This is a genomic window from Marinobacter sp. LV10MA510-1, from assembly GCF_002563885.1.
Lineage (GTDB): Bacteria > Pseudomonadota > Gammaproteobacteria > Pseudomonadales > Oleiphilaceae > Marinobacter.
In genome coordinates, this window is record NZ_PDJA01000001.1 from 1,112,000 (window position 1) to 1,124,042 (window position 12,043).

10 protein-coding genes and 3 pseudogenes are annotated in these 12,043 nt (G+C 53.1%); 9 read left to right on the forward strand and 4 right to left on the reverse strand.

Annotated elements, in window-relative coordinates; translation table 11 throughout:
- Window positions 1-14: 14 nt before the first annotated feature.
- From ATI45_RS22390 to ATI45_RS05405, 3 genes and pseudogenes are all read left to right on the forward strand, one after another.
- A complete protein-coding gene (locus ATI45_RS22390) occupies window positions 15-257 on the forward strand; it encodes an aldehyde dehydrogenase family protein (RefSeq protein WP_218926113.1) in 243 nt (80 codons plus the stop codon).
- Window positions 257-691 (forward strand): annotated as a pseudogene (locus tag ATI45_RS05400) (integrase core domain-containing protein); the annotation flags it as partial. The gene ATI45_RS22390 and the pseudogene ATI45_RS05400, both read left to right, overlap by 1 nt.
- Before the next feature lie 124 nt (window positions 692-815).
- Complete coding sequence (locus ATI45_RS05405) at window positions 816-1,775, forward strand: ABC transporter substrate-binding protein (RefSeq protein WP_098418601.1); 960 nt, start codon at window positions 816-818, stop codon at window positions 1,773-1,775.
- Window positions 1,776-1,875: 100 nt separating this feature from the next.
- On the opposite strand, the pseudogene ATI45_RS23275 reads toward ATI45_RS05405, so the two are convergent.
- Window positions 1,876-2,067 (reverse strand): annotated as a pseudogene (locus ATI45_RS23275) (IS4 family transposase); the annotation flags it as partial.
- A 140-nt stretch (window positions 2,068-2,207) separates the two neighbouring features.
- Between ATI45_RS23275 and ATI45_RS23140 the strand changes: the two are divergent.
- Window positions 2,208-2,465: pseudogene (locus tag ATI45_RS23140) on the forward strand (HD-GYP domain-containing protein); the annotation flags it as partial.
- Window positions 2,466-2,813: 348 nt separating this feature from the next.
- Here the strand turns inward: ATI45_RS23140 and ATI45_RS23010 are convergent.
- From ATI45_RS23010 to ATI45_RS05435, 3 genes are all read right to left on the reverse strand, one after another.
- Window positions 2,814-2,936 (reverse strand): hypothetical protein, encoded by a 123-nt coding sequence (locus ATI45_RS23010; RefSeq protein WP_267284051.1) that lies wholly within the window; start codon window positions 2,934-2,936, stop codon window positions 2,814-2,816.
- 153 nt (window positions 2,937-3,089) lie between these two features.
- On the reverse strand, window positions 3,090-3,425 hold the full coding sequence (gene tnpB / locus ATI45_RS05425) for an IS66 family insertion sequence element accessory protein TnpB (RefSeq protein ID WP_098418603.1): 336 nt from the start codon (window positions 3,423-3,425) through the stop codon (window positions 3,090-3,092).
- 533 nt (window positions 3,426-3,958) lie between these two features.
- On the reverse strand, window positions 3,959-4,876 hold the full coding sequence (locus ATI45_RS05435) for a LysR family transcriptional regulator (RefSeq protein WP_098418605.1): 918 nt from the start codon (window positions 4,874-4,876) through the stop codon (window positions 3,959-3,961).
- Window positions 4,877-4,993: 117 nt separating this feature from the next.
- Between ATI45_RS05435 and ATI45_RS05440 the strand changes: the two genes are divergently transcribed.
- The 5 genes from ATI45_RS05440 to ATI45_RS05460 all read left to right on the forward strand — a co-directional run bounded on the left by ATI45_RS05440 (window position 4,994) and on the right by ATI45_RS05460 (window position 12,017).
- The gene (locus ATI45_RS05440) at window positions 4,994-6,454 is read left to right on the forward strand and encodes an NAD-dependent succinate-semialdehyde dehydrogenase (RefSeq protein WP_098418606.1); all 1,461 of its coding nucleotides are present in this window, start codon (window positions 4,994-4,996) and stop codon (window positions 6,452-6,454) included.
- Between the two features lie 31 nt (window positions 6,455-6,485).
- Entirely contained in the window at window positions 6,486-7,757 is a 1,272-nt protein-coding gene (locus ATI45_RS05445; RefSeq protein ID WP_098418607.1) for an aspartate aminotransferase family protein, read from the forward strand.
- 652 nt (window positions 7,758-8,409) lie between these two features.
- On the forward strand, window positions 8,410-9,300 hold the full coding sequence (locus ATI45_RS05450; protein ID WP_098418608.1) for a LysR family transcriptional regulator: 891 nt from the start codon (window positions 8,410-8,412) through the stop codon (window positions 9,298-9,300).
- Window positions 9,301-9,432: 132 nt separating this feature from the next.
- Window positions 9,433-10,893 (forward strand): gamma-aminobutyraldehyde dehydrogenase, encoded by a 1,461-nt coding sequence (locus tag ATI45_RS05455; RefSeq protein WP_098418609.1) that lies wholly within the window; start codon window positions 9,433-9,435, stop codon window positions 10,891-10,893.
- Window positions 10,894-10,961: 68 nt separating this feature from the next.
- Entirely contained in the window at window positions 10,962-12,017 is a 1,056-nt protein-coding gene (locus ATI45_RS05460; protein WP_098418610.1) for an iron-containing alcohol dehydrogenase, read from the forward strand.
- Window positions 12,018-12,043 lie beyond the last annotated feature (26 nt).

Here is a 12,043-nt window from a genome sequence, read left to right on the forward strand (position 1 = left end):
GGGCCATCGCGGCAGTGCTTGAGTCCCGTCGCCAGGCTCTAGCCGAGCTCTCTAGCCGCAATAACGGCAAGGCTCTACCCGAGGCCTACCAAGATCTGGACGACGTCATCGCCTGTTACCGCTACTACGCCGAGGCGGCCGTGGCCCTAGGGCATCGTCAAGGACCGACCGACCTCAAGGCGCTTCGGTACTGGGATTCCATCGGTGTGGTGGGACTGATTACCCCCTGGAATTTCCCACTGGTCAGCAGCGCCTGAATGGCGCGCCGATGACGTCCTACACGCTGAAAGCGCGGCTGGCAGAACTGGGTATGTTGATGTCTCACAGCCGACCCAGGGTGAGCGACGATAACCAGTACTCCGAGTCGTTGTTCAGGACGCTGAAATACTGCCCGAAGTGGCCTGCTAAAGGCTTTTCATCACTAACGGCGGTGCGCAAATGGATGCTGTTGTTCGAGCAGGCCTACAACGAAGAGCACCTGCACAACGGCATCAACTTCGTGACGCCCACACAACGGCATCAAGGTGTTGATGCGGAGTCGTTAGCGAAACGTGAAGCGGTTTATGAACGAGCAAGGAGCCTGAGTCCTAGGCGTTGGTCTGGTGATGCTCGAAACTGGAAAATCACCAGAGCCGTGTCGCTCAACCCTGGAAAATTGCAGGAAATTGAGCGTAATAAACAGGCTGCTTAAACGCGGCTATGTGGACAACTGGTCTGTAAATCACCGCCCTACAGCTGTAGTGTAATTCGACCATGGCTTTTTTCAACAGCCTCATTCAGTGAAGATACCAAACTTTTTGACGGGAAAAACTATTATGATCTACACATTTACGAAACGACGCTGGTTAATGGCAGGTGCGCTTTCTACAGCTCTGTTTGCCCTGCCCACCTTACAGGCCGCATCGTCCGAGCAGCCCACTCTCGACGAAATCCGCTTCGGCGTGCCTCCTTGGCCGGGTATCACGGTCAAGAGCGAAGTCGCCAGCCAGCTGCTCGAGGCACTCGGCTATAATACTCGACAGCGTGAACTGGCGGTTAGCATAGTTCTCAGTGCCTTATCTAAGGGTGATCTCGAAGTTTATCTTGCCGGTTGGTACCCTCAGGAGGCGGATATGTTGGCCCCGCTACTTGAGAATGGCACAATCATTGAAATCGTCGACAACGTGCCTTCGGCTCTTACAGGCATCGCCGTCACCGACGATGCCTGGCAGGCGGGCGTGCGCAGCATCACCGATCTGGACAAGCACTCCGATCGCTTTGATAGCCGCATCTACGGTATCGAGGCCGGCTCGGGGATCAACGATGCCGTACTCAGCGTCATTGACGATGGTCGGTTCGGCCTCGGCGATTGGCGACTGCAGGAGTCCAGTAGCCCCGCGATGCTCGCCCAGGTGGGCCAGAAAATCGAAGCAGGCGAGTGGGCAGCCTTCATCGGCTGGCAGCCGCATTGGATGAACGTCGCCTACGACATGCACTACCTGAAGGACTCTGGCGACTCTGGTGCAGCGCAGCTCGAGGGCCGTGTCGCGACGGTCGTGCGCTCCGATCTTGCTGAGCTGGATCCCAACGTCGCGCATTTCTTCAAGCAGTTCGTGGTGGGTAGCGAGATCCAGAGCGAGTGGGTCGACGCTTACTCTCGCGATGAACGCGCTGCTGATGAAGTCGCCAGCGAGTGGATTAACGAACACCAGAACACTGTCGCCGAGTGGCTCGACGGCGTAACGACCCGAGATGGCACTCCCGCCATGAAGGCGATGCGCGCCCAGATGCAGTGATCCTCAGGCCTGGCAACTCTCCGGAGCCAGGCCCATTAGCTTCACACGCCTGCACACCTGATCAGTTCAGAATCGCCTCCTCTTCTCCCTAGGTAAGTTGCGAACACAGCCGATTCACCGACGCCTCATTGAGTGCTTTCTGGCAGGACCGGTCAGCGTTCATGCCCTGTGCCAAAAACATGGCCGGTGATTCTGTTGGCGAAAACAGCTGCTCTCGATGGGGCAGCAAAAGCGATTCTACGGTATCGAGCAACCTGTCGCCGGTGAGCAAGTTAAAGAACGTAAGCGCATCGCCCCTTACTAATTCTTTTAGATCTGAACATGCTGGACGTTGACGGGTATAAGGTTATGGAGCAACAGGGCAACAACAGCGAGCTTCTTGTAATGGCCAGGGAAATTTCTCTTAGTCACCATTAAAAATGGAACAGAAGTGGCTATCCAGATGGACTTCGAGGTAAGGACATCCCTCTTTCCGGAAGAATTGCAGCACTGGCCGACGTATTCGATGCTTTGACTTCGGCACGTCCCTATAAAAAAGCTTGGCTGGCAGAAGATGCGGTGAAACTGATCCGGGAAAATCGGAAAACACACTTTGATCCGGAGTTGGTTAACCTGTTCCTAGCCGATGTCGCCAGCTTTGTGAAAATCAAAGATGCCTATCAAGACGCCCCGGAACACTCGCACCAATGAATTCCAAAAACTATGATGTGGATGATCAACGTGATTCCCGATGCAGCAATTCTCATCGATCGGGACCGGAATATTATTAGTGCCCACTTGTTAAAGCAGCCGACATTTTTTACCGCTGTGACACAATTGGAAAGCGCTTCACTGGACACCCTCATACCAAAGCATTCAAGAACCGCTTACGAACAGCACGTTGAGTGATGGATTAGGGTGCGGGGTATAGTTCTGGTGGCAGCGGAGCCCACTTAGGCTGTTTTTTGGCGAGATTGGTGCTTCATCGGCTGTTAGCTGAGCTAGTTCGGCTTCGATGGCGGCAAGGTCGCTATCGATAAGCTCATCCAGCAGGTTGCCCTAAAGCGCGTCCAGTTGTTCGCTACGTTGAGCGAACTTATGACGCTTAAGGATCGCCACTTCGTGGGTCAGTTTTTCGATAACCGCATCATGGTGGATCAGAGCCCGATCTTTGTTCTCCATGCGACCGAACAGATCCGACAACAGAGCGCGAAGCTGTTCGTTAGAGAGTTGATTAAAATCGGGACGACGTTGTGACCTACCGAACAGTATGCCAAGCCACGAACACAGTGACGATGCGCCATTTTGGTGATGGTCTAAGCGGTCGACTTATGGTTACAGAACCGAGATGACACCGGCGGCCCCCAGACGCTGCCAGGGCAGCCCCTGAACCAAAGCGGCTAACTTCTCATCAGTTAAACACAGTTGATCACCGCGCCAAGATTCGCCCCAGTGGAATTTGCCGCGATTCAGTCGGCAGGCACAGAGCCAGATGCCCAGGCCATCGTGGGTCAGCACTTTCATTCGATTGCCGCGTTTGTTGGCGAACAAATAAGCGCAGTGGGGCCTGGCTGAACCGAACACCTGAACGACACGCGCCAGCGCCGTGCCCGGCCCAGCTCGCATGTCTAGCGGCTCTGTGGCCAACCAGATTTCATCGATGCGGATCATTGCAACAGGTTGCGTAGAAGCGCTACGCACTGATGAGCCTGATCGGCTGGCCTCTCCACTACAATCGGGTCGCCGGCTCGGGGAATCTCAATGCGGATGGTGCTGCGCTTTTCAGCTACTGGGGGCGCCGCCGCCGGTAAATTGATAGGCACAAAGGCTAGCGATAGGTTTTTACCTGTTTGCTTCGACTCTCTGATCCAGCGCCGAAACTGGTTGGCATTGAGATCATTGTCCAAAGCAATACGGGAAACAGAAATAAGTGGACACTATCTTGACGGCTGCGGCGTCAGACTCAAGACGGGTTTACTAGACGCTCACCGCTAATCACCACCACAGACTGTTGACGAGGATTTTTCTCAGCCCGGCAAGTTCTCACCTGTTTTGCGAACATTTGAGAAGGCCGTTTTCAAGATAGGTTGCTGAGCCAAAATAAGACCTCCATCGTTTGTAAGTTTTTGCAGAGTTATAGCAAATTTGATTTGACGAATTAACCAGACGAGCGACTATAATTTGAGTATTCGGTGGTCACGTCTTCACGTGACCACCGAATACTCAAGGAAAAGCTCCCGCGCCCTCTTGGCCCTGCCATATGTGCGCGTGATGGTGCAGACTTCTAACGAATATTTCTTGGTTTCCGGCACCAGAGCGCGCAAATCTCCTGCCTCAACGTGCCGCTGAACGTAGGTGTCTGGCATAAACCCGATGTAGGCGCCGGACAAAATCATAGCAAGCCGCGCTTCGTAGAAATACGAAATCGCTGCCTTGTTCATATCCGCCAATTGAGCGCCAACCTCGGGGCTGGTGTGAATGCCTGCGTGTACAACTTTACTGGAGAGAATCTCGTCCAACAGTTGTGGCGATGCCTTTGCGTTGAAAAGCGGATGTGTGCGACTGCAGTACAGGTGGCATTCGTCAGCGTAAAGACGGCGATAATCCAGCCCAGTGAGCTGGCGATGAAAAGGAATTAAACCTATATCCGCCTCATCGTTCAGGACCATCCGTTCGATATCGCTGAGCGATCTCACGTCCAGCAAAACATTAACATGCGGCGCTGCTTGCGAGAATTGAGCAATCGCCGCTGAAAGCCCGGATTGCGGATCCATGCAAATAGCATCGCTTGCGATAATTCGCAGCTCACCGGTAAGGCTGACGTGCAAAGCATTGACACCTGTGCGGAAGCCTTCGAGAGCCGACAGAAGTGTTTTCATCAGCTCATAAACTTCAGCGCCCTCCTCCGTCAATGAAAAACCGCCCCTGCCGCGCAAGCAAAGCTTGAGGTTCAGCCGATCTTCCAGGTTGGCAATATGAGTGCTGATGGTTGAGCGACCAATGCTCAACTCCCCTTCAGCTGCAGAAAACCCGCCGCTCTCCACAACGGCCTCGAACACTTTAAGAAGTCGGATCTCGTAATCACCGATCTGCCCCAGCCTGATCTTCAGATCTTTCTTCATTGTTTGATTGCTCTCAACGTATACACCCAAACATTCCTGTTTATCACACAAACACTCCGCTATACCATCGTTCCAACTGTATAAGCCACTTTGGCCAGCACATTTTGGAGCCCTTTAATGCCGTTAAATCTCAACCAACCAGACTTGTTTCGGGATCGTGCCTTTATTGATGGGCAGTGGGTCCAGGCTGCCAAAGCGCGAACGTTTCCGGTCTTCAATCCCAGCACCGGCGCTACGCTGGCGTCTGTTCCCGATCTGGGTGCAGACGAAACCCGCGCCGCCATCGACGCTGCAGAAAAAGCACTGAAACCCTGGCAAGCACTGATCGCAAAAGAGCGCGCTGCTCTCCTGCGCAACTGGTTCAACCTTATCATTGCGCATCAGGATGACCTTGCAACCATCATGACCAACGAACAGGGCAAACCCTTTGCAGAAGCCAAGGGCGAAGTCGCCTATGGCGCATCCTTTGTGGAATGGTTTGCCGAAGAAGCCAAACGCATTTATGGCGACGTTATTCCCGCTCACGGCCCCGACAAGCGGTTGGTAACCATCAAGCAGCCGATTGGTGTGGTTGCGGCGATCACGCCCTGGAACTTCCCGATTGCGATGATCACCCGGAAAGTCGCTCCAGCGCTGGCGGCGGGCTGTACGGTTGTGATCAAACCGGGTGAAGACACCCCACTGTGTGCGCTAGCGCTGGCAGAACTGAGCCGTCAGGCCGGTATTCCCGCAGGTGTTTTAAATGTGGTTACAACGCTACAGGCACCAGAAGTTGGCCGTACGCTGTGTGAAGACTCCCGAGTGCGCAAGCTGTCCTTCACGGGCTCAACGCCAGTGGGCAAGCTACTGATGCGCCAGTGTGCGGATACAGTAAAGAAAGTCTCCCTGGAATTGGGTGGCAATGCACCGTTTATTGTTTTTGACGATGCTGATTTAGACGCGGCCATCTCTGGCTTGATGGCGTCCAAGTTCCGCAATGCGGGCCAGACCTGCGTGTGCACCAACCGCATTCTTGTTCAGGACCGCGTTCACGATCTGTTCGTTGAAAAACTGAATGCGGCCGTACGAAAACTAAAAATTGGTGATGGGTTTGGTGAGACAGTAAACATTGGTCCTCTTATTAATGATAAAGCGGTCAACAAAGTACGTGATCTTGTTGAAGATGCACTGGCCAATGGCGCCCGAATCACTGAACAGGGCGTCGGAATTCCGGACCATCCGAACTTCTACCCACCCACTGTATTGACCGGCGTAACCGCAAACATGCGCATTGCACAGGAAGAGATTTTCGGCCCAGTGGCAACGGTTTTTCGTTTTACCGAGGAATCAGAGGCTGTGGAGCTGGCAAACGACACCCCATTTGGCCTTGCCGCTTATTTTTACAGCCGCGATATCGGCCGGGTATGGCGCGTAGCTGAAGCTCTAGAGTACGGCATGGTCGGAATCAATGAAGGGCTGATTTCTACGGAAGTTGCGCCGTTTGGCGGTATCAAGGAGTCGGGCATCGGCCGCGAAGGCTCCCGCTATGGCATCGATGACTTTGTTGAAATCAAATACTTGTGCATGGGCGGCCTTTGAGCGCTGCTTTTAACGGATAAGGAAAGAGTTGATGAATAACTCGAAATTGAATGAATTGAAGAAAAAATACGTTGCTAACGGCGCTGCCAGCTCCGCCACGCAGTTTGCGGATCGCGCAGAGAATGCCTTGATTTGGGATGCGGACGGCAATCGTATTATCGATTTTGCCGGTGGTATTGGGGTTCTAAACATTGGCCATTGCCATCCAAAAGTCGTGGCAGCCGTACAAGCGCAGATAGAGCGTGTGATGCACACGTGCCAAACCGTCATGCCCTACGCGGGGTACGTCCAAGTCGCTGAGAAGCTAAGTCAGATAACCCCGGTGCGAGGGCATGCCAAAGTCATGTTAGTGAACTCCGGCGCTGAAGCCTTAGAGAATGCGGTCAAGATCGCGCGGGCGGCAACGGGTAAAAATAACGTCATCTGTTTTGACGGCGGCTATCACGGCCGCACGTTTATGACCATGGCGATGAACGGCAAAGTTGCGCCCTATGCAGCCGATTTTGGCACAATGCCGGGTAACGTCTTCCGTGCGCCATATCCAGTGCCTTCTCTTGGCGTCAGTGAAGCAGATGCCATTCGTGGACTGAAAATGACGCTCAAGACTGATGCCAACCCACGTGATACGGCAGCTATCGTGATCGAACCGGTTCTCGGCGAAGGCGGTTTCTATCCCGCGCCAGCAAGCTTCCTCAAAGCGGTGCGCGACATCTGCGATGAGCACGGCATGCTGATGATCGTCGATGAAGTTCAGTCCGGCTTTGGCCGCACGGGCAAGATGTTCGCCATTGAACACAGTGGTGTCGAGCCCGACCTGATGACCATGGCCAAGAGCATGGCGGCCGGCATGCCTATCTCTGCTGTTGTGGGAACGGATACTCATATGGATGCACCTGGGGCTAACTCGCTTGGCGGCACCTATTCTGGCAGCCCCGCATCGTGCGCAGCGGTATTGGCGGTGCTTGAGGTGTTTGAAGAGGAAAACATCCTCGCGAAAAGCCTCTCTCTAGGAAAAACGCTGGGGCAGCGCTTTTCGCAGTGGCAGGAGAGCTTTGCTTGCGTTGAGAATGCGCGTCATCTGGGTGCCATGGCGGCGTTGGATATTGTTTCAGCCGATCAAACACCCGATGCGGAGCTCACAGCTGCGCTTTGCAAGCGCGCGCGTGAGAAAGGCCTAATCCTGCTTTCTTGTGGCCTCTACGGCAATACGATTCGCTTTCTCATGCCGGTCACCATTGAAGATAAGGTGCTCGAAGAAGGCCTGGCAATCGTTGAGGCGTGTCTTGCGGAACTTGCAGGTTAAGCGCACACACCTGTACGAGCCACCCAAACGATAATCGTCCGGCTATCACACCTTGTCAGTGGTAGCCGGTTTTCAACTGCGGGGCAAAAGCTCATCGATGTGGCACGTACTGCTAAGGCCAACCAGATCCGAGGGCCGGTAAGCGAGTATGGCGTCGTGGCCCCGGTGGGTTTTTCCAGCACCCATCGCGTAACAAGGCGCGATCAACGTGCTTATTAGCAACCTCGCCGAACTCTGCTTCATGGACTTCCTAGGTCACGGTTTTGCGGCTGTAGATGTCCAATACCAAGTATATGATACCAGTGCTGACCGCGAATCGCTGAAGGGCAGTAATTGAGGTGAGTAGACCGAAGGAGTTTCACCCTCAGCCTCTTGCAGAACTATGCGTGAACCTCTCGGCTCACACTGCTCTCATCAAGCAAACGCACCCGACATCCCTAACGATCAATTCGCAAACAAATGGGGCCGCGCTTTGAGCTGGTGTGAAGATTGCCGAATCAACTTTTCCGGCTCTGCCAACTGTCACGGCGTAAAGTTCAGTTTGATTACCAATTTTACCCCACCCCTACAGCCAACTGATTATTTTGTACTAACAAATCCTCTAAAATTACGATAGCTTGTTTGACCTATCGCTTTTTTAAAGACAACGTCTATGACATTAAAACAAATACGTTACTTCATCGCCGTAGCTGAGCTAGGTTCTATTTCCGCTGCTGCTCAGACCGTTTTTATCTCGCAGTCCACCCTTACTTTGGCTATTCAACAGCTTGAGGAAGAGCTCGACGCTGCGCTTTTTACTCGCAGCGCGAAGGGAATGACGCTCACCCATCAAGGACATCAGTTCCTTCGTCAATCCAACTTAATCCAAAGCACAGTGCAGAGCGCCAAGCGCAACCTGCAGGCATTTAACTATCAGGAGGAGGGCGAGTTAGTCATTGGTGTGACAAGCTTGGTCGCCGGGTATTTTCTGGCCGATCTACTGACACGCTTTCAGCTGGCCTATCCTAAAGTGGGGGTCAGTGTTGTCGAAGACGAAAGACACTACGTTGAACACCTTTTAGTTAACGGTGAAATCGATGTTGGAGTGTTGATTCTATCTAACCTAGAAAATCGGCAAGCTCTTCAGACGGAGGTTCTGGTTCATTCTCCTTACCGGCTATGGCTACCTACTCGCCATCCATTGCTTGATTACGACAGTATCTCGCTGGCAGATGCTGCCGCAGAACCCCTAATTCAACTGAACGCTGACGAGATGGCGCATAACGCGCGTTCGTTCTGGCGCCAGCTGGATCATTCCCCCAACATCATTCTAAGAACCAACTCCACGGAAGCCGTCCGTAGCTTGGTGGCTTCTGGATTTGGTCTCTCGATACAACCCGATATAACCCACCGCCCCTGGTCACTGGAGGGTGACATTATTGAAGCGCGTTCGTTGCACGACCTTAATGACACCTTAGATGTAGGCCTCGCCTGGCGCCGCGGATCACAGCGCCCCGCTATGGTAGATGCCTTTCTCTCTGTCGTCCGTGGTGGCCATCGCTAACCCTTCAGAAAAATCGATACCTACCTTCAGTTTTTAGTAATTGTAGATAGGATTTCCATCGCGTAGTGTCTGCTTCATTACAAAAAGGTAAGTTTCAGGCTAGGCGAACAAAAAATAAATGAGAAAAATCACATGCCATCTCTCTCCCAACTACAATTTTCTACCAAACTACTCATCGACGGCGAGCTTTTTGAAGGTGAGGGGCGCACTGAGACGATTTACGCGCCCGCTACAGGAGAGGTAATCTCCCAAGTTAGGGAAGCCAGCACGGAACAGGTAAATCATGCTATTGCGGCAGCAAAACGTGCTTATTATTCATGGTCTCGCACTACCCCACAACAGCGATCTACCGTGCTGCTCGAAATCGCTAATCTGATCGAAAATCACGCCCCCAATCTTGCCAGAATAGAGGCCCTTAATTGCGGAAAACCACTGCACCAGGCGCTTAACGATGACCTCACAGCAGCGGTAGATGTTTTTCGATTTTTTGCGGGCGCCGTTCGCTGCCAGTACGGTCAGTTAAGCGCTGAATACATCCCAGGCTATACAAGTATGGTGCGACGAGACGCACTGGGCGTGGTGGCGTCTATTGCTCCTTGGAATTACCCATTGATGATGGCCGCATGGAAAATCGCGCCAGCTCTGGCTGCAGGAAATACCTTAGTGTTTAAGCCCTCAGAGCACACGCCACTGTCCATACTCGAACTAGCAACGCACCTTGATTCGATACTCCCGAAAGGATGCCTGAACGTTGTTAGTGGTGGCGGGGAGAATGTGGGCAGCCTGCTGGCACGCCACCGCGATGTGCGAATGATTTCCCTCACGGGAGATATCGTTACCGGCCAGAAAGTACTCAAAGACGCCGTTGACTCGCTCAAGCGTACCCACCTTGAGCTTGGCGGCAAGGCACCCGTCATAGTTTGCAATGATGCTGATATTGACCTGGTTGTCGAAGGCGTCACCAAATACGGCTACTACAACGCCGGACAGGACTGCACCGCCGCTTGCCGGATTTACGCTCAGGCTGGCATCCACGACAGGCTAGTAGAAGAGCTAGGCAACGCCGTCTCCAAGTTGAAGTTTGCCCAATGCCAAGATAGTGATAATGATCTTGGACCACTCATCAGCTTACGTCAGCGCGATCGTGTGGCCAGCTTTGTCGAGCGGGCGCTGACTGAGGCACACATACAGCGCGTAACTGGCGCCACCATCCCCTCCGGAAGTGGGTATTTCTACCAACCTACACTTCTTGCAGGCTGTCTCCAGCACGATGAAATCGTTCAGCGTGAAGTATTTGGGCCCGTTGTCACCGTCACACGCTTCGATGAGATTCCCCAGGCGCTCGCGTGGGCAAACGATACCGAGTATGGCCTCGCCTCTTCGGTTTGGACCCGTGATTTGGATAAAGCCATGCACTTTGCCACACACCTCGAATACGGCTGCACATGGATCAACAGTCATTTCATGCTGGCCAGCGAGATGCCACATGGAGGGCTTAAACGCTCGGGTCACGGCAAGGAGCTCTCCAGCGACTCGCTCCAGGATTACAGCGTGGTTAGGCACATCATGGCAAGACATGCCCTTATCAACTAAGCATCGTTACCCTAATCTTTTCCACCAACCGAGTAACCCATTACACAGCAACTAAACAGGAAGCATTTATGAACTTTCCCTTTGTACTTCCCACAAAAATACTCATGGAATCTGGTGTCAGCTCCAAGGTTGGCGAGCATCTAAAGGAACTTGGCATTCATCGGGTTTTGGTGGTAACTGACCCGGGTATCAAAGCCGCTGGTTTGCTCACGCCTATATATGCCAGCCTCGAACAAGCGGGGGTAGCATTCTTTGAGACAGATCAAGTCAAGCCAAACCCTCGCAGTGAAGACTGTAACCGTATAGCAGTCCAGTATAAAAATACAGGTATCGAAGGGCTGGTCGCTGTCGGTGGCGGCAGTGCCATTGATGCAGCCAAGGCGGTAGCAGTTCTGATGACTCATGAAGGCCGCATTGAGGACTATGAGGGCGAGAACACCCTTAAATGTAACCCCCTCCCATTAGTAGCGATCCCGACCACAGCTGGAACAGGGAGTGAGGTCACTTTTTTTTCAGTCATTACCGACACTGCACGTCAGTACAAGATGAGTTTGCTGGACGTGCGACTGGCTCCAACGTTGGCACTACTCGATTCTGAGTTGACCGCCAAGCTTCCCCGATCGATCGCGGCAGCCACCGGCATGGATGCTCTCACTCACGCAATTGAAGCCTATACAGGCAAGATGTCTAATCCAATTAGCGATGCCCTTGCCTTGCACGCCATTCGACTGATTAGTAAGTATTTGGTGGCAGCTGTCGAAGAACGCGACAACAACGAAGCTCGAGAGCAGATGCTCATTGCGAGTCTGATTGCAGGGATGGCGTTTGGTAACGCGGACATAGCGAGCGTGCACTGCATATCTGAAGCCATCGGCGGCATGTATGACACATCGCATGGTGTTGCTAACTCAATCTTTCTCCCATTTGTGTTTCAACACAACTGCGACGCCGACATCTATCGCCATTCCCAAGTGGCGATTTGCCTAGGCGTGGACCCCTCGCTTTCTGAACATGACGCTGCAAACGCCGCTGTAGATAAACTTTTTTCAATGATCCGGCGTCTTGGTATCCCAAAATTCTCAGAGCTCGCCAGCGTGAAGGAAGGTGACCTTACGGCAGCATAGCGCAACTTCGCGCTACGCTTGTGCTA

Excerpts from the sequence above, each read along its gene's own strand:
- ATI45_RS23010 (WP_267284051.1), bottom strand. The coding sequence starts at position 2,936 with ATGGAGAACAAAGATCGGGCTCTGATCCACCATGATGCGGTTATCGAA.
- ATI45_RS05405 (WP_098418601.1), top strand. The coding sequence starts at position 816 with ATGATCTACACATTTACGAAACGACGCTGGTTAATGGCAGGTGCGCTT.
- ATI45_RS05435 (WP_098418605.1), bottom strand. The coding sequence starts at position 4,876 with ATGAAGAAAGATCTGAAGATCAGGCTGGGGCAGATCGGTGATTACGAG.
- ATI45_RS05445 (WP_098418607.1), top strand. The coding sequence starts at position 6,486 with ATGAATAACTCGAAATTGAATGAATTGAAGAAAAAATACGTTGCTAAC.
- ATI45_RS05455 (WP_098418609.1), top strand. The coding sequence starts at position 9,433 with ATGCCATCTCTCTCCCAACTACAATTTTCTACCAAACTACTCATCGAC.
- tnpB (WP_098418603.1), bottom strand. The coding sequence starts at position 3,425 with ATGATCCGCATCGATGAAATCTGGTTGGCCACAGAGCCGCTAGACATG.
- ATI45_RS05460 (WP_098418610.1), top strand. The coding sequence starts at position 10,962 with ATGAACTTTCCCTTTGTACTTCCCACAAAAATACTCATGGAATCTGGT.
- ATI45_RS05440 (WP_098418606.1), top strand. The coding sequence starts at position 4,994 with ATGCCGTTAAATCTCAACCAACCAGACTTGTTTCGGGATCGTGCCTTT.
- ATI45_RS05450 (WP_098418608.1), top strand. The coding sequence starts at position 8,410 with ATGACATTAAAACAAATACGTTACTTCATCGCCGTAGCTGAGCTAGGT.